Source organism: Acidovorax cavernicola (assembly GCF_003581445.1).
In genome coordinates, this window is the sequence record NZ_QXMN01000015.1 from 65153 (window position 1) to 82367 (window position 17215).

The following is a 17215-nucleotide window of genomic DNA, read 5'->3' on the forward strand; positions in this document are numbered from 1 at the left end:
GCCGAACTGCGGCACACGGCGCGCGGCAGCGGTCAGCGTGCCTTGAAGGGCATGGGCCAATGACTCAGACCTTCTTTGCCGTATTTCCGAATTTTGGCGTCGGAGCTACGAGCCATATCTTCGAGGACGGCCTTCGATTCGCTCGTTCCGATTCGAGCAAGAGCGTACGCGCACTTTCTCTGAAACTCATGGAGGTTGCCCCACTGGACGAGCACGGCGAATGGGATGTTCACGGCCTTCGCGATCGCTGGAACGGCTCTGGAGTCGCCGATCAGGCCGAGTTCAAATACTACGTCTTCATGGCGGTCGTGCCCCTCTTCAACCAGCAGTTCCAGCAAAACTGGAACCCGCGAAGCACTTTCCTCTGGGATGGTGTGCAACGACTCGATGATGTTGGCTATCTGCTCAGGTGTCGCCATTGTGTACTCACTGAACTTCCGCTTGTGGCCGACTGTGGCCCCCTGGGCCAGCTGCGCAAGTGCGCGCGAAGCGGACTGTCACGGTCGAGCATGTAGATGCTAGGTAGCAATGCCTCTGTCACTTGCAGAGCGCGATGGCATCGATCGTTCGCCCAGCAACAGCAAGGACTTCAAGAGATGTGTAGGCGCCAACCTGATAGCCAAACAGCACCTCTTCGAATCGAGCAAGCTCGGCCTCTCGCGCGGAGACGGGGACGGGCTTTAGTCCAGTGTTCTGAAAGTCAACCGGATTGCGCATTTCGACGGCATGCCCCCCGGTCCCCATAAAGGCAAGCTCATCAAATTCGAAGCCCATGAACGTTCCGCCTGGGTAAACCGTAACCAAAAGCCCACCGCCGTGGGCGTGTATTCGATCAAGCTTGTAAGGGACTTGAAGAGTGAGCATCTGCGCGTAAGTCTGTTCCGGCCAAATTTTGCCCGACTGCGCGACTGACCGGTTATGGCCGACAGCCGCTAAATGCCTCGGATTGTGTAGCTGAGTTGGCAACTGCTGCACTTGATCGAGTAGCCACTGCCTCCGTCAAAGAAGCGGAGTTCCGCCGAACAATGAGGGCACCCACGGCTTGTGCCCCCAGTCTGCTTCCATTCGTCAAATGCCTCCTCAGCAAGCTCACACTCGCGCTCGGACGGCGACCAAGGTTCTGGTGATTTCTGGCTGTATGGAGCGTTCATCGAAAGCTTTCGGCACAAATTCGGGTGCCTTGTTGAACGGCCGGTCCTGGCCGATTCTGCCCTCTGACCATCAAGGCCCGAGACGCCCGGTGCTTTCAAGAAAATCGACGCTGCGCCGAAACGTCGAGTAGAGGTCGGACGGCTCCGCGGAGATGGAAAGTTTCGGCACGGACATCAGCTCGAAGAGCTCGTCACAAAGCTTGGCGTAGTCGGTCCAGAACTGGTGCATCCCCTCCACGCCATGCAGCGCCCGCCCGGCAGCGTAGGGCGTCTTCTACAGATACCGGGATACCTTTGCCGACCAAATCTCCCCCCGGTGGGTGGCGATGCCGCGCGAGTGATCGGTAGCGTCCTCGGGACGCAAATAGATGAGCACCGGCGAAACCACGCTCACGATCCGCTCGAATGCTCCGATGTACCTGAGCACATCCTCGCGCTCTTGCTCCATGAGAAAGCGCACGGTACTTTGAAAAGCGCTTCCTTCGAGGATGCATAGGCCGTGGGCAGATTGCGCCTGCTCAACGAACATCCTCCAGTTCTGCAAGCACCTTGCCGCAAATCCCGGTTGTGCTCGAGATGCCGTCAGCGATATGGGGTGTACCGGATGGCTTCGCTCTTCCTCCTGGGACCACACAGCCTGGTGCCCATAGGAGACAGCGAAGGTGCAGAGTTGCTCCGCCAGCGTTGTCTTGCCCACTCCCGGCACTCCTTCCACCAGAATCAACTTCACAGCGCGACCTTCATTCGTTTGACCGAGGCGTTGGTCAGTAGGCGAACAACCGTTGCCGCGATCTTGCAACACCTCTGTTGCCGGATCGCCATGGTGGTGATAGCCTCCGCTCCCCAAAGATCAATCATCGCATTGCGGCCAACAGCCAGCCGCACGAGAAACCATGAAGCAGTTCCTGACCACGCAAGACGCATTGACGACCCGCACAGCTGCGGCGGTTTCCCTGCGCCCGTATGGCGCCGAATTGTTTTCCTAGAGCCTTTTTCACCCTGGAGGCTCTGGCCTTCTGAGTTTCACAAGACCCGGTAGGCCTCAAGCCACCGGGTTTTTTTGCTTTCTTACCTGCTCAGTTGGAGATTTGGACATGACCTTCGAACGAGAACTTCCCTTCGCCGCACGCGCCGCCAGCGCGGTGCTGTGCGTCGCTTCCGTGGAGTGGTTCGTGTAGAGCCTCTAGGTCCTTGTGTGCCTGGAGGTCCATCCTTCAGGCAAAGAAAAAGCCTGTCGGGTGGTCCACCCCGCAGGCTTTTTTTTCGCCCGCATGGCGGGCACCCCGAGTTTGGCGCGCGCGCCGACACCCCGCCGACCGTTTCGCCTGGCCAGCGAACCGGATCGGTTTCTACCCTCAAACTGGAGAAAACATGATGAACAACAAGGTTCATGTGAATGTCGGAACCATTGGTCACGTCGACCATGGAAAGACGACGCTGACGGCTGCTCTTACCTTTGTGCAAGCCGCTCGCTTTGGCGGCGATGCGCTGTCCTACGGACAGATCGACAACGCGAAGGAAGAGCGCGAGCGCGGCATCACGATCAATACCTCGCACGTCGAGTACGAGTCGGACTGCCGTCACTACGCACACATCGACTGCCCCGGGCATGCTGACTACATCAAGAACATGATCACCGGCGCCTCGCAGATGGACGGCGCGATCCTGCTGGTGGACGGCACCGAAGGCGCCGCACGGCAGACCATCGAGCATGTGCTGCTGGCGCGCCAGGTGAATGTCGGCCACATGGTGGTGTTCGTGAACAAGATGGACCTCGTTGCCGAGGCTGACCGCGCGGACATCGAGCAGTTGATCGAAATGGAGATCGGCGCGCTGCTGGGTGCGCACGGGTATCACGATGCCCGTTTCGTCTTCGGCAGTGCGCTGAAGGCCTTGGCTGCTGCTGAACGCGGTGAACTCCAAGGCTCGGACGTGCAGTGCATCGTCGAGCTCGTGAACGCGTTGGACTCGTGCATCCCTGACCCGGTGCGCGACTTCGACGCCCCGTTCATGATGCCCGTCGAAGGCGTGCACACCATCACGGGCCGTGGCACTGTGGTCAGTGGTCGCGTCGAGCGCGGTGTGATTCGCGTCGGCGACAGCCTGGAGATCGTCGGGCTCAGTTCGGACGGCGACGAACAGGTGGTCGTCACCGGCGTGCAGTCCTTCCACAAGGACGTCGCCGAGGCACGGGCCGGCATGAACGTGGGACTTCTGCTGCGCGGGGTCAAGCGCGACGATGTCGTGCGAGGCCAGGTCGTGGTGAAGCCCGGTGCGCTGAAGCCGTACCGGACGGGGCGTGCACAGATCTTCGTCCTCAGCAAGGACGAAGGTGGGCGTCATACCCCGTTCGGCTCCGGCTACCAGCCGCAGTTCTTCTTCGGCACGACCGACGTGACGGGTGTGATTCGCGTCGACACCGAGACCGGTGTGGTCGAGCCGGGTGCGCAGGCGCAGATCAGCTTCGAGCTGAACAAGCCTGTGGCCATTGAGAACGGCATGCGGTTCGCGATGCGCGAAGGCGGCAAGACCGTCGGCGCGGGTATCGTGACCGAGGTGCTCGGCTGAAAGGCTGATGCCGCTTTTGCCCCTGTTGTCTGCTCGTCAGGCAGCAGGGGCTTTTTTTTAGCCCTCGAGTTCGAGGCCTTGCTCGACAAAGAACGCCGTCATCGTCTTCGGGTCGTCGATAACGATCAGGGTTTTTTCCATCCGCTTGACTGTCATATCCGTCGATCCTCATTCAATGGTGTTGCGCGTCTGAGGACGCCAATGTCTGGGCCGAGCCGGGGCGGCTGATGTCTCGGCGCAGCCGGAGACAGGACCTACATGACGTGGATGTCGTTCAGTCGTATCGTCAACCCGTCCGGGTCCTCTTCAACGTCGAAAGTTGCGGTGAGGTCGCAGACGTATCCATCGATATTCAAGTCGTACCAGATTTCGCCAATGCATCCATGGCGGGTCTTCTCCCATCGGGTGACTTCCTTGCGTTGGGAAACGTCGGTCGGTTTTCCGTTCAGCGTGACCTTCTGGGTGGGACTGCACTCGCCGTAAGACTTGACGACCTGCTCGATCAGCGTGGGCGTCCAGTGCATGGACGGCTCGTGCGAAGTAAATTCAAAGGCGGCCACGTAGTCTTCGGCCTCCATCAGCTTTGCCCATGCGTCGGCGAAGCTGATGAGGTCCTCGTCGGAGGCGGAAGCGGGCAGGTGGGCCATGATTGAGGAGCTGAAGGACGCGGAGCTGAGGTCGCGCCGATTGTTGCCCATGACGTAGCGGTGGCTGAAGACCCGCAAGACGGCATCGCAGGCTCTCCGATCCGGTGGGGCACGTGGTCGGATGCACTGCCACTGCGTTGATTCCACTTCGGAAAATCGTTCTTGAGCCCATAAGGCCTAAACTGCGGCTCCGCTCTTGCAGGAGACGACCCCATCCCTCGATTGCTCGTGCGCAGCTTCGGTGTCTCACTCGACGGCTTTGCGGCCGGCACAGACCAGAGTCTGGAGCACCCGCTGGGCGTTCGCGGCCCCGAGCTCATGGACTGGTTCATTCCCACGCGCGTCTGGCAGCAGACGCTTCAGACGGGCGAGACCAACGGTGAGACTGGCATCGACAACGAGATCGCCGAGCAAGGCTTTGCCGACATGGGGCCCTGAATCCTCGGGCGCAACATGTTCGGTCCGGTGCGTGGTCCCTGGCCCGACGAGCTCTGGAAGGGCTGGTGGGGCGACGAGCCTCCCTACCACGTCCCGGTCTTCGTGCTAACCCACCATGCCCGTGCGCCACTGACGATGCAGGGTGACACCACCTTCCACTTCGTCACCGGCGGCATCCACGAGGCGCTGGCGCAGGCGAAGGCCGCGGCGGACGAGCGAGACGTGCGCGTGGGCGGCGGCGTGGCGACTGTGCGCGAATACTTGAAGGCGGGTCTGATCGACGAACTGCATCTGGCCGTGCGGCCCGTGCTGTGGGGCAAGGGGGAAGCGCTGTTCGCAGGCCTGGATCTACCCGCGCTGGGCTACCGCTGCGAACGGCAGGTAGCGGGGGAGCGGGCCACACATATGTTCCTGCGCCGCAACGTGCCCTGATGCGGGACGCTTGCTCGAATGTTGACAAGGTCCTGCCACATCATCTTGAATGTCCGCTTCGGCCGAAAGCGTGCGTAGAACATGATCGACCGACCGACCGCAACCGCTGCGTAGCTGCCCTCTGGTAAGCCCGCTTCTGACTGACTCTAGCCTCTCCACGCATCGTTGAGAAGGATCCGAAGTCGGCGGATTCCCCCCGGAATTCCGTGGTTGCCCGCATGACACGGGCTCTCTAGCATCGTGGACAATTTCTTTACGTCGGCGCGCTGCTCGACGGCCCCGGCCCCCACCTTCACCATGACCCGAATCCTCATCGTCGACGACGACCTTCAGTTGCAGCAACGCCTGGAATGCATCGCCGAGCGGGTCTATGGGCGCGGCGCATGCACGATGGTGGGCACGCTGGCGCAGGCGCGCGCAATGCTGGAGCGTCAGGACTTCGGCCTCGTGCTGCTGGATGTGGGCCTTCCCGATGGAAGCGGCATCTCCCTCGTGCCATGGATCCGGCAGCATGCGCCGCAGGCCGATGTCGTGATCGTCTCCAGCCTGGGCGACGACGCGATCGTGCTGCAGGCGATCCGCGCCGGTGCGGTCGGCTATCTGCTGAAGAACGGCGAGGACATGGAGCTGGAGCTGTCCCTTGGCAGCATGCAGCGCGGCGGTGCGCCCATCGACCCGGTCATTGCACGGCGCATTCTTCTTCAGATCAACGCAGCGGGCGACGCCGCTGCACCCGCGCAACGAGCCGGCGTAGCTGCCGCAGGGGCAAAGGAACAGAAGGAGAAGCTCACCGAGCGGGAACTGGAGGTGCTGCGCCTGGTGGCCCAGGGGCTGGGCAACCGCGAGATTTCCGAAAACCTCGAGGTGTCGATCAACACCATCGAGTTTCACGCGAAGAACATCTTTCGCAAGCTGGAGGTGCGCACGCGCAGCGGCGCGGTACACAGCGCAACACAGCAGGGATGGCTGGGCTGAGCATGTCCGTGCCGGGCACCGGTTCCGTACGCGGGCCCGGTGCTCTGCTTTTCTCTCTGCTGTTCCTTCTACTGTTCGTCGGCGTCGGCTCCACGTGGGCCCAGCCTGCGGACCGTGTGTTCGAGCGCATCGAGGCGGTGCGTGCCGACTGGAACGCCGCTGCGCCGCCGGAAACGGGCTGGACGAGCGTGGAGCTTCCCGACCTGTGGTTCAAGCGATGGCCCGACCACGAGGGTGTCGTGTGGTACCGGCTGCAATGGCAGGAACCCCAGGCCGTGCAGCCCGTCACGCTCATGCTGGACTCCGTGACCATGGCCGGCGCGGTGTATGTCAACGGCATTCTGATTGCGCAGGACAGGCATCTGGTCGAGCCCTTGTCGCGCTCCTGGAACCGGGCACGGCATTGGACGCTCGCGCCCCCCATCCTGCACGCGGGCCACAACGAACTGCTGGTGCGGGTATCGGGCATGTCGGTCTACCACGGGGGGCTCGGGCAGGTGGTGGTCGGTGCCCCGGCATCGGTGCTGCCCCAATTCGAGCGCGCCGAGTTCTCCCGCCGCACGCTGCTGCAAGGCGGCGTGGGCGTGACGCTCGCCGCGGTGGCGGTGTTCGGCATGGTCTGGTTGCTGCGCCGCTCGGAGCACCTGTACGGTTGGTTTGCGCTGTTCTCGCTGTTGCGCGTGCCCTATGGCTACAACTACATCGCGACCGAGACCTGGCCCTATCCCGACACGGCAATCTTCCAGTTCGCCAACCTGTCCTTTCTGCTGGCCAGCGCGACATGCTTCGTGATCTTCTCGCTGCATTTCTGCCAGTTGCGCCTGCCGCGTCTGGGGCGGGCGTCATGGGCGGTCAGTGTGCTGGGCGTCGCTGCGCTGGCGATGACGCCGACGCCCTGGCTCGCGCAGGTGCGCAACGGGGTGGTCGTCAGTGCGGCCGCGCTGTTTCTGCTCGGTGCGTCGCTGGTGCTCTGGCACGCATGGACTTCGCGCCGTACCGGTGCCGTGGCGCTGGCCGTCTGGCTGCTGCTGCCCATGGCGGTGGCCACGCACGACTGCCTGGTCTACCTGCGGGTGATTTCGACCAACACCTATTACTTTCCCGCCGTGTCCAGCTTCATGCTGCTGGGCATGGCCCTGGTGCTGGCTCTGCATCTCGTCGGCGGCATGCGCCTGGTCGAGCAGTTCAATGTGCAACTGCGCGAACGTGTGGACGCGGCCACGGCGCGTCTGGCCGAGGTGCTGCGCAGCCAGCACGAGGCCGAGCTGGAGCGCACGCGCCTGAATGAGCGCATGAGCCTGGTGCGCGATCTGCACGATGGCCTGGGCATGACCCTGAGTGGGCACATCCACGCCTTGCGCGGGCGGGAGGGCGAAGTGGACAGCCGCACCTTGTCGACGCTGCGGGACATCAACAACGACCTGCGTCTGCTGATCGAGGGGGCGTCCATGGACGACACGGATCGGCTCGCCGAGCGCCTGGCGCCGCTTCGACATCGCAGCACGCGGCTGCTGGAGGCGGCTGGCATCACCTGTCGCTGGCAACTGATCGGCCTGGAGCACAGCCGGCTCGACGCACGGCGCAGCCTCGACCTGCTGCGCTTGCTGCAGGAGGCGCTGACCAATGTGCTCAGGCACAGCCACGCCAGCGAGGTGAGCGTGCGACTTGAAGCCATGCACGGGCAGCTGTCGGTGAGCGTGGCCGACAACGGCCGGGGCTTCGAGGTACACCCGCCTTGTGCGGGCAGCGCGCCGCCTGTCGGGATGGGGCTGGGCAGCATGCGCGCGCGTGCCCAGCGTCTGGGCGGCACGTTGACGATTGACGCCGGTGCGCAGGGCACCACACTGGCGCTGCAGCTCTCACTCGAACCCTCGCCTTCCATCTGATCCGGCGTCGCCAGCGGGGCGCTCACGACATCGCGTCACCCCGCCGTAGGTGTCGCGGCGTGCGATGTGACACCACACAGCGTGGCAGTACCAACGGAGTTCCGTAGTTCACAAGCAGACACAGTTTTCTTAGCCTCGTGGCCGCGTACTCGTGCGAGAGAGAGGGAGCAAGAAGACCGCAAGAGAGTCTTCGCGCCGCGGTCGGTCGGGACAGCCCGTCACCGGCCCGGACTTTCCGCGCGGCCGTCTATAGCAGCCAGTGATTCGGTGGCAGACCGGTCGTGGGCGATGAATTAACAAACGCGCGTGGCCGACCGGCAGGGGCGGCATCCGCAACACAAGCCGGACGAAGGCAACAATGAACAAGATCTACCGTGTGGTGTTCGACCAGGCCACAGGCCTGTGGCGGGTGGTGAGCGAATGCGCGCGTGCGCGCGGCAAGAGCCGCTCGCAACGCGACGCGACAGGCACTCGCGCCGAGTCCGTGTGCGCGATGTCCCTGGCTGCGGTACTCATGGCGATGGCCGGTGCGACTGCCAGCGCGCAACCCATCGAAGCACAGGGCGCGGTGTGGACCGGCCCAGATTGGACGGCGCCCACGACCCCGGTCCTGGTCCAGCCAGCATCGCCATGGAACCTGGGCAATAGCGCGCTGTTTGTCGGCCTGGGCAGTGCGCAGACGGGGCGTCTGTTCATTCGCGCAGGCGCGCAAGTGTCGAGCAATAACGCACAGGTGGGTTACGACGCGGGTTCTACCGGCGTGGTCGAGGTCGGCGGCGCTGGTGCGCAGTGGGGCACGGATGTGGACCTGGTCGTCGGGCGCGCAGGCACGGGAACAGTGGACATCAACAGTGGTGCCAGCGTGTCCAGCCTGAATGGGGAGATCGGCCTGGACAGCAGCGGCAAGGGCACGTTCACCGTCGCGGGCGATGGCTCCACCTGGACTGTCACAAGGAACATTGCCGTGGGGAACCGGGGTAGCGGCACGCTCAGCATCCGCAGTGGCGGCCATGTGTCCAGCGAAAGTGCGTCTTTGGGCGAGGTAAGCGGTGGCACCGGCTCAGCGACCGTCACCGGCGGAGGGAGCACCTGGAACTCCGTCGGTACGGTGCATGTGGGCTACAGGGGCACGGGGGCACTGCGGATTGAGGATGGGGCGGCCGTGTCCGCCTCTGATGTCCATATCGGCAGGCTCACGGGAAGCGCGGGCTCAGTGATCGTCACGGACAAGGGCTCGACATTGACCGCGAACGGTGGGATGCGCGTTGGCTCCTCCGGCAAGGGCGAGTTCCGGATCGAGAACGGCGCGAAGGTGTTCAGTGGCGGCAGTGCCCTTCTCGGGAATGGGACCCAGGGCGTCGGCACCGTGACGGCGACAGGCGCCGGCTCGGCGTGGACGCATGGAGGCGACCTCGGGGTCGGCGGGGAAGGCGAGGGAACACTCGACATCACCGGGGGCGCGGGCGTTTCCAACGCGGTCGGGCGCATCGGCGGCAGAGCCGGAAGCAGCGGCACGGTCAACGTGGCGGGCGGGGGATCCACCTGGACCAACACCGGCGTGCTCTACGTGGGTGATGCGGGCGCGGGCGCGCTCGACATCTCCGCGGGTGCGACGGTTTCCAGCGACGGCGCGCAGGTCGGCCAGGCTGCGAACAGCAGCGGCACGGTCACGGTCCGCGGACCGGGCTCCACCTGGGACATCCAGGGCATGCCCTACATCGGTGTTTCGGGCACGGGCACGGTCGAGGTCATCGACGGCGCGTTGCTGCGCACCGAATGGGGCTATATCGGTCACAAGGCCGAAGGTGTGGGTACGGTCACCGTGCGGGGGCAGAGCTCGGAGTGGAGCAATGGCGGCTCCAACATCTACGTGGGCAACGCGGGCAAGGGCACGCTCAATGTCGAACAGCGGGGGCGCGTCCGGGTCGCCAACGTGAGCGTCGCGGAGCAGGCCAACAGCGTTGGCAATGTGCGCGTGCATGGCACCGATGCCGACGGCAACGCCTCGGAACTGAGGCTCTACGATTTCTATGTCGGCAACGCCGGCAAGGGCACGCTGCGCATCGAAGGCGGTGGCAGTGTGCGCAGCAGCAACGGCACGGCGGGCGTCTACGCCGGCAGTGAAGGCCGGGTCATCGTCAGTGGGGCCGCCGCCAATGGACAAGTCTCCACCTGGGCCACCGACAGCGGGTCGTCCCTGACGATCGGCGACCGCAGTGTGGGAGATCTGCGCATCGAAGCGGGCGGCCGGGTCACGAGCGGCTCGGGCGTCGTGGGCCGTTCGAGCGGCGGCGTCGGCACCGCGACCGTGACGGGCGTGGGAAGCGGTGCGGCGGCGGGAACGCCTTCCACATGGACCCACACCGGCAGTCTGATGGTGGGGCAGGCCGGCCAGGGAACGTTGAACGTGGAAGCGGGCGGCACGCTCAGCAGCGCAAGCAGCTACATCGGGCAAGACGCCACGGGCGTCGGCAGCGCAACGCTGACGGGACAGAACACCAGGTGGACCAGCACCGGGGACTTCCATGTCGGCGAAAAGGGCCAAGGCACGCTGCGGGTGGAGAGCGGCGCTGCGCTTTCCAGTGACTGGACGCGGCTGGGACTTCGCACCGGCAGCCAGGGGATGGCCACGGTCACGGGCGCTGGTTCATCCTGGACCAGCGCCCGTGACTTTACGGTCGCCACGGCGGGCAAGGGCACGCTCACCGTGCTCGACGGCGGCACGCTGACGGCCAACAACAGCCTGATGTCGATCGGTGGGGACGCAGGGGGGAGCGGCGCGGTCCGCGTGGCCGACGCCAAACTCGACATGGGGAACCTGTATGTGGGGCAGGCGGGTACTGGCCGGCTGGACGTCGAGCCCGACGGCAAGGTCGCAGCCACCGCCCGTGTCGTGATAGGGGTGCACGCGGGGGCTATCGGACAGGTGCAGGTACAGGGGCCAGGGGCCCGGCTGATCAGTGCAGCCGACATGCGGGTCGGATCTTCCGGCACGGGCACGCTCATCGTCGATGCGGGTGGCACGGCCGAGGCGGGCTCGGAAGTGCTGGTCGGCCATCTCGCCGGCAGTGCGGGTACCGTGCATCTGCGTGGCGACGAAGCCCATGGCCGAGGCGTGCTCGTCGCGGACCGCCTGGCTCGAGGTGCGGGCAGCGCCACGTTGGATCTGGACGGCGGCATCCTGCGTGCGTCGGCCAATTCGAGCGACTTCCTCTCGGGCTTTGACGATGTCGCCTTGGGCAGCCGAGGGGCATACATCGACACCGACGGCCACACGGTTGCCGTGAGTTCGGCGTTCTCGTCCCGGGCCGGCGACAGCTCAGGCCTGGTGAAAGAAGGGGCCGGGCTGCTGGCGCTGCGCGGCACGAGCACCTACGTGGGCGACACCACGATCAATGGCGGCACGCTGTCACTGGACGGCGCTGGCCGGCTCGCGGCCACCACCGACGTGAGACTGGCCCATGCCGGGACACGCTTCGACATCGCCAATGCCAGCGGCAACCGCACCATCGGTGCCTTGCTGGGCGTCGCAGGCACCGAAGTCGCACTGGGCGGCAACACACTGAGCTTCGGCGATGCGGGCGACACGACTTTCGCAGGCGCCATCACCGGGCTGGGCGCCGTGGTCAGGCAAGGCAGCGGCTCGACCACGCTCACGGGAGCGAACACCTACACGGGGGGCACCACGATCGACAGTGGCACGCTGCGCATCAACGGTTCGGTGGCGGGCGATGTGCAGGTCAACAACGGCGGCACGCTCGCGGGTGCGGGCAGCACGCCGGGCACCGGGCACATCGGCGGCAACGTGACGGTGGGCAATGCCGATACTTCGGGCGCACGCGCCACGCTGTCGCCGGGCAACAGTCCGGGCACGCTCACCATCGGTGGCAGCCTCAGGCTCAACCCCAGTGCGACGACCGTGTTCGAGCTGGGCCAACCCGGGGTGGCCGGCGGTGCCAGTAACGACTTGCTCAACGTCGGTGGCAACCTTGCGCTGGGCGGCGCCTTGCAGGCAGGCGTGGCCGCAGCAGGCTGGTATCGGCTCATCAACTACGCAGGCAGCCTGTCGGGCAGCTTTGCGCAGCAGCAGGTGAGCTCTTTGCAATCCGGCTTCAACATCGCCGCCTACAGCCTGGACACCGGCACCACCGGCCAGGTGAACCTTGCAGTGCGGGGCGTGGGCCAGACCATCCAGTTCTGGAACGGCCCGAATCACAGCGCCAACGGCACGGTGAGCGGCGGCCCGGGCACCTGGAGCGGCCTGGGCACCAACTGGGCCAACGCCACGGCGCAGGGCGGCCCGGACGGCAACAGCGCGGTGGGCTGGGGCGGTTCGGTCGGCGTGTTCGGGGGCACCGGCGGCAGCGTCGCTGTTCAGGGGCCACTGCTCTTTGACACCCTGCAGTTCAGTGCCAACGGCTACCACCTCCAGGCACCGGGGGGCAGTGGCTCCATGGCTATCAGTCCGGCCTCGGGCACTGCAGCCACGCTGCACACGGACGCCGGGGTCAGCGCCCGCATCAGCGCGCCCATCGTGGATGGGGCGACAGGCAACCAGCTGGTCTTGGGTGGCGCTGGCGTGCTGGCGCTGACGGGTGCCAGCACCTATACCGGCGGCACCACGCTCAACAGCGGCGCGCTGGAGGCCACAGGCAACGGTCTGGGCACGGGCACGCTCACCATCAACGGCGGCATCCTTGCGCGCACCGATGTGGGCAACCACGTGCGGGTGAACGGGAATTTCGGAGTGACCGGCAGCACCACGCTGTCAGGGCCCGTGGAGCTGGGCGCAGAGACCCGGGTCACCGCCACGGCCGCGGCCGGGTCCACTTCGGCGACGGGCATGTTCACCGGCCCCATTTCCGGCGCGGGCGGCCTGACCTTCGACAGTGATCTCTCAACCTCAACCCCCGGCTTGTTCTATCTCTTTGGCGCCAGCGACAACAGCTACACAGGCGCGACCACGGCACGCTCCAACGTGCGGTTGATCTTGGCGCGCCAGCCCGGGCACGTCGCCGTGCCAGGCGATTTCGTGATCGAGGGCACGGCCTCGGTGTCCGAGTCATATTCCGAACAGATCGCCGACTCCGCGCGGGTCACAGTCAACAGTCCCGGGGTGCTCGCGGCGCCTGGTGAATTCGGAGGAGTAACGCCTGTGCTGTTCGAGGGCCTGATGGTGCACCCCACGTTGGGTCTGGACGCCCTCACCGAAACCATCGGCTCGCTGCATGGCATGGGCACGGTCGGCCTTGGGTCGGGCACCTTGCGTGTCGGGTCAGGCGAGTTCGGCGGCCAGATCTCGAACGGTGGCTATGCCACGTGGTTTGCCACGGTCGGCGGTCCCGCCGCCAACGGCAAGCTCGTCAAGTACGGCCCCGGCACGCTCACGCTGAGCGGGGACAACAGCTACACGGGCGGCACCACGATCGAACGCGGCACGCTGCAGGTGGGAAATGGCGGCACCAGTGGATCGCTGACGGGTGATGTGGCGAACAGCGGCATCCTCGCCTTCAACCGCAGCAACGCCAGCACCTTTGCTGGTGCGATCAGCGGCAGCGGCGCGGTGCAGCAATTGGGCGCTGGCCGCACCACCTTCACGGGCGTCCACACCTACACCGGCGGCACCACGGTGCAGGCGGGCACGCTGGCGCTGAGCGGCGCGGGCAAACTCGCCGATGCGGGGGGGCTGCGCTTGGCGGGCAGCGGCGCGACGTTCGACCTCAGCGCTGCCGATGGTGATCGCCAGATTGGCGCACTCAGTGGCGTGGCAGGCAGCGTCGTGGCACTGGGCGCGCGCCGACTCACGGTCGACCAGAGTGGCAGCAGCAGCTTTGCAGGCAATATCCACGGCAGCGGAGGGCTCACCAAGACCGGCGCTGGGGCCTTGACCTTGGCGGGCGCCAGCGACTACAGCGGTGGCACGGCGCTCAAGCAAGGCCGCCTGAATCTGGGCCACAGCAGTGCGTTGGGCACGGGTGAACTTGCCATGGACGACGGCACCACGCTGGGCTTCAGCGCCGATGGCCTGACCCTCGCCAACGCGATCCGCATGACCGGCAACAACGACCCCGTCATCGACACCGGCAGTTTCAGCCAGACGATCTCGGGCGCCATCAGCGGCGGTGGCTTCCTGACCAAGGAGGGCACGGGCACGCTGACGCTCAGCGGCGCCAACATCTACACAGGCGCCACCGAGGTGGCCCGGGGCACTTTGCGCGCGGGGGCGCTCAACACGCTCAGCGCAGCCTCGGCGCATACCGTCGCGGCCGGCGCCACGCTGGACCTCGCGGGCTTCAGCCAGCGCGTGGCAAGCATCACCAACGCCGGCACCGTGAACCTGCACGGCAGCACGCCTGGCACGGTGCTGACCGTCACCGGACCTTGGATCGGACAAGGCGGCACGCTGGCCCTGGGCACGGTGCTGGGCGGCAATGGCAGCCCGAGCGACAAGGTGCTTCTCAGTGGCGCCAGTGCGGTGGCCAGCGGCACGACCCGGGTGCAGATCACCAACCTCGGCGGCCTGGGCGCACGGACCACGGGCAACGGCATCGAGGTGGTGGGCACCGAAGGCGGGGCGCACATCGAGGGCCAGGCCTTCGCGCTGGCGGCCCCGGTGGCCGCTGGTGCCTACGAGTACCAGTTGAACACCACGTCAAGCGGGGCCTACCTCAGCAACAGTCTTCCGGCATCCGACCCGGTCCCTCCTTCGACTGTACCGACCGTGCCCACCTACCGCCCCGAAGTGCCGCTGTACGCGGCCCTGCCCGAGCAACTGCGCCAGGCCAATCTGGCCATGCTGGGCAGCATGCACCAGCGCATGGGCGACGACGGCGCGGGCAGCGTGCGCGGTGCCGATGCAGAGCAGGGCCGGCGCCAGGCCTGGGGCCGCGTCCTGACGCTGGATCGCGAGATCCAGCAGCGCGGCACGGTCAGCCCTTCCAGCAAGGGTCGTCTCACCGGCTTCCAGGCCGGCACCGACCTGTGGGCAGATCCGAACTGGCGCGCGGGCCTGTATGTGGGCCAACTCGACGGCGACATGAAGGTCAATGGCTTCGCGCGCGGCATCCAGGGCTATGCGAGCGGGCGCAACGACCTGAGAAGCGAGTACCTGGGCGGCTACCTCACCTACCGGACAGACAACGGCCTGTACGTGGACGGCGTGCTGCAGGGCGGCCGCCACCGCACCACGGTGGACACCCTGGAGCCATCGTTCGGCGGCGGCAGCAAGGGCAACAGCCTGCTGGCGTCGATCGAAGTGGGGAAGGCCTTTGCGTTGGGCGCAGGCTGGTCGGTGGAGCCGCAGTTGCAACTGGTGCACCAGCGCCTGAGTTTCGACAACAGCACGATCACGGGCTCGCGGGTGCAGCAGGACACGCCCGGCAGTTGGGCCGTGCGCGCGGGCTTGCGTGTGAAGGGCGAGTTCGCGGTCAGCACCGGCACGTTGCAAGCCTATGCGCGGCTGAATGTCTGGCACAGGGGCAGCGGCACGGACCGCACCCGCTTCATCGGGCCCGCGGCCTTTGCGGACATCGTCACACCCACGGGCGGCAGCAGTACCGAAGCCGCAGTGGGCGCCACTTGGCAGATCAGCCCGATGGTGGGGGTGTACGGTGAACTGGGCCACTTGTGGGGCTCGGGCGGCAATGTCAAAACCAAGGGCGGGCCCAATGCAAGCGCGGGCGTGAAGCTGCGCTGGTAGGTCTGGAACAGTTCAGGATGAGTGCAGCCTTGCTCTACGCAAGGCAAGGCGCTGTGCCCAATCGCGGGATTGAATGATCGCCGTCGGGCGAACTGAGGGCCATGCGGGAATGACAGGTCGCGCCATTTTCGACCTCACGGCTCGGTTGATTGTGCTGCGGTATCGGGCCCTCAGAAAGACGCTGGGAGCAATCGCCATTGACGCGTTGCCACGCACGTCACCAACAGTGTGGTGCCAAAAAGGAGTTCTCTCTTCTCATGAAACAACTTCGCCTTCTATGGCGAGAAGACGTCGTCCACCACGAAGACGATGAGCACTTCGATTGCGGGATGTGGGTTCCCGCAACGCCTTGCGCCCAGAAAAATGCCCAAATCATCTGCGAGGTTCAGAACGCGGTCTACGGCCCTGGCTCACATTGGATCGAAGAGCGAGAACACGCCGATCAGTTTTTTGATGGCGTCGTTTTGCGAGGACACTGCGATCTGTGAGGGATGCCCAGCGCTGTGGGTCAACATCAAGAATGTAGAGATCAATGAAATAAGGTTTGGCCTTATCCATGAGGGACAGCGTCAGCACTGTCGAAAGCGCCATGCGCCAACGCGATGCAGAAGTTCTCGATGCGATGACGTCGCAGTGGGCGGCTGCGAATGAAGTCTCCGACGGCTGCTTCAGATTGGGAGCTGCTGCTCGAGGCGCTATCCGTTGATGACAGCGTCACCGGAAACTGGTCGCTGTGCGTTCGCGTAGCTGCAACGCAGCTCAGCTGCTGTCTACACGATCGATCAGATGCCACCCGCGCGCGCTGAGCGCATCGCGGCTCTTGGTGTCGACAGCATCGCTGCGCATCGCCAGACACAGGAGGTGCGACGGTCGTGTCATGGCGACGTAGTGCAATCGAAGGCGTTCTTGCATCGAGGACTCTTCGCTGTCATTTGCTTGCGAGAAGATGGCCTTTTGCCGCAGAGCCAAGGCAAAGAGTCTTGAGGTGATGAGCGCTTTTGAACGACTCCAGCACCAGCGTTGCCGTGTGCGTCTCCCCATTCACCCGGTGTATGGAACTCAAATGGATACGGACCTTGGGGTCAGCGGCTGGATATTGAAAGATCGACGTGTTGGGTTTGGGTAGAGCAGCTCCTTGTTGGGCATGTGCGACCTCATGCCACCGCAGAAACTCCCTTGCGTCCGCGGGAGGCGGAAGCTTTGCCGTGCCGGCCAAAAAGGGAGCAAGGGTCGAGTTCCGGGGGCGCCTGGGCACCGTGGTCAGTTTGCGCGGATGGGTGGTGAGAGTGCGATTCGATGGCACGCATTTCTCCTTTCCTTACGATCCGAGAGAACTGGAGTGGCTTGATTCGCTGGCGCTCACCGTCCCTAGGAGCGACTCTGATCCGTCCTCGTCACCAAGTCTCCAATGACCCAAAT

The 17215-nt window shown here is 65.1% G+C and carries 11 protein-coding genes and 1 pseudogene; 6 read left to right on the forward strand and 6 right to left on the reverse strand.

Annotated elements, in window-relative coordinates:
- Positions 1-32: 32 nt before the first annotated feature.
- The 4 genes from D3H34_RS14160 to D3H34_RS14170 form a co-directional block, all read right to left on the reverse strand.
- On the reverse strand, positions 33-419 hold the full coding sequence (locus D3H34_RS14160; protein ID WP_119554147.1) for a HEAT repeat domain-containing protein: 387 nt from the start codon (positions 417-419) through the stop codon (positions 33-35).
- A gap of 118 nt (positions 420-537) precedes the next feature.
- Complete coding sequence (locus D3H34_RS14165; protein ID WP_119554148.1) at positions 538-774, reverse strand: hypothetical protein; 237 nt, start codon at positions 772-774, stop codon at positions 538-540.
- Between the two features lie 447 nt (positions 775-1221).
- Entirely contained in the window at positions 1222-1380 is a 159-nt protein-coding gene (locus D3H34_RS34270) for a hypothetical protein (protein ID WP_167481198.1), read from the reverse strand.
- A 45-nt stretch (positions 1381-1425) separates the two neighbouring features.
- A complete protein-coding gene (locus D3H34_RS14170; protein ID WP_167481199.1) occupies positions 1426-1881 on the reverse strand; it encodes a P-loop NTPase family protein in 456 nt (151 codons plus the stop codon).
- A 641-nt stretch (positions 1882-2522) separates the two neighbouring features.
- Between D3H34_RS14170 and tuf the strand changes: the two genes are divergently transcribed.
- Positions 2523-3719, forward strand: coding sequence for an elongation factor Tu (tuf, locus tag D3H34_RS14175; protein ID WP_119554150.1), 1197 nt, complete (start codon positions 2523-2525; stop codon positions 3717-3719).
- 254 nt (positions 3720-3973) lie between these two features.
- Here the strand turns inward: tuf and D3H34_RS14180 are convergent, their stop codons facing one another.
- Positions 3974-4366: a DUF7668 domain-containing protein gene (locus tag D3H34_RS14180; protein ID WP_147400423.1), complete on the reverse strand. Its 393-nt coding sequence runs from the start codon at positions 4364-4366 to the stop codon at positions 3974-3976.
- 213 nt (positions 4367-4579) lie between these two features.
- On the opposite strand from D3H34_RS14180, the pseudogene D3H34_RS14185 reads away from it, so the two are divergent.
- The 5 genes and pseudogenes from D3H34_RS14185 (at position 4580) to D3H34_RS33930 (ending at position 16284) form a co-directional block, all read left to right on the forward strand.
- A pseudogene (locus D3H34_RS14185) lies at positions 4580-5236 on the forward strand (dihydrofolate reductase family protein).
- 297 nt (positions 5237-5533) lie between these two features.
- Positions 5534-6211, forward strand: a complete 678-nt coding sequence (locus D3H34_RS14190; protein ID WP_147400424.1) for a response regulator transcription factor — start codon at positions 5534-5536, stop codon at positions 6209-6211.
- A 116-nt stretch (positions 6212-6327) separates the two neighbouring features.
- The gene (locus D3H34_RS14195; protein WP_167481200.1) at positions 6328-8097 is read left to right on the forward strand and encodes a sensor histidine kinase; all 1770 of its coding nucleotides are present in this window, start codon (positions 6328-6330) and stop codon (positions 8095-8097) included.
- Between the two features lie 358 nt (positions 8098-8455).
- Positions 8456-15796: an autotransporter outer membrane beta-barrel domain-containing protein gene (locus D3H34_RS14200; RefSeq protein WP_119554154.1), complete on the forward strand. Its 7341-nt coding sequence runs from the start codon at positions 8456-8458 to the stop codon at positions 15794-15796.
- A 257-nt stretch (positions 15797-16053) separates the two neighbouring features.
- A complete protein-coding gene (locus D3H34_RS33930; RefSeq protein ID WP_147400425.1) occupies positions 16054-16284 on the forward strand; it encodes a hypothetical protein in 231 nt (76 codons plus the stop codon).
- Between the two features lie 271 nt (positions 16285-16555).
- Here D3H34_RS33930 and D3H34_RS33935 read toward each other — a convergent pair whose 3' ends face one another.
- The gene (locus D3H34_RS33935) at positions 16556-16765 is read right to left on the reverse strand and encodes a hypothetical protein (protein WP_147400426.1); all 210 of its coding nucleotides are present in this window, start codon (positions 16763-16765) and stop codon (positions 16556-16558) included.
- Positions 16766-17215: the final 450 nt, after the last annotated feature.

Coding starts and splice junctions, on each gene's coding strand:
- D3H34_RS14160 (WP_119554147.1), bottom strand. CDS start 419: ATGGCGACACCTGAGCAGATAGCCAACATCATCGAGTCGTTGCACACC.
- D3H34_RS14165 (WP_119554148.1), bottom strand. CDS start 774: ATGGGCTTCGAATTTGATGAGCTTGCCTTTATGGGGACCGGGGGGCAT.
- D3H34_RS34270 (WP_167481198.1), bottom strand. CDS start 1,380: ATGCACCAGTTCTGGACCGACTACGCCAAGCTTTGTGACGAGCTCTTC.
- tuf (WP_119554150.1), top strand. CDS start 2,523: ATGATGAACAACAAGGTTCATGTGAATGTCGGAACCATTGGTCACGTC.
- D3H34_RS14180 (WP_147400423.1), bottom strand. CDS start 4,366: ATGGCCCACCTGCCCGCTTCCGCCTCCGACGAGGACCTCATCAGCTTC.
- D3H34_RS14190 (WP_147400424.1), top strand. CDS start 5,534: ATGACCCGAATCCTCATCGTCGACGACGACCTTCAGTTGCAGCAACGC.
- D3H34_RS14200 (WP_119554154.1), top strand. CDS start 8,456: ATGAACAAGATCTACCGTGTGGTGTTCGACCAGGCCACAGGCCTGTGG.
- D3H34_RS33930 (WP_147400425.1), top strand. CDS start 16,054: ATGAAACAACTTCGCCTTCTATGGCGAGAAGACGTCGTCCACCACGAA.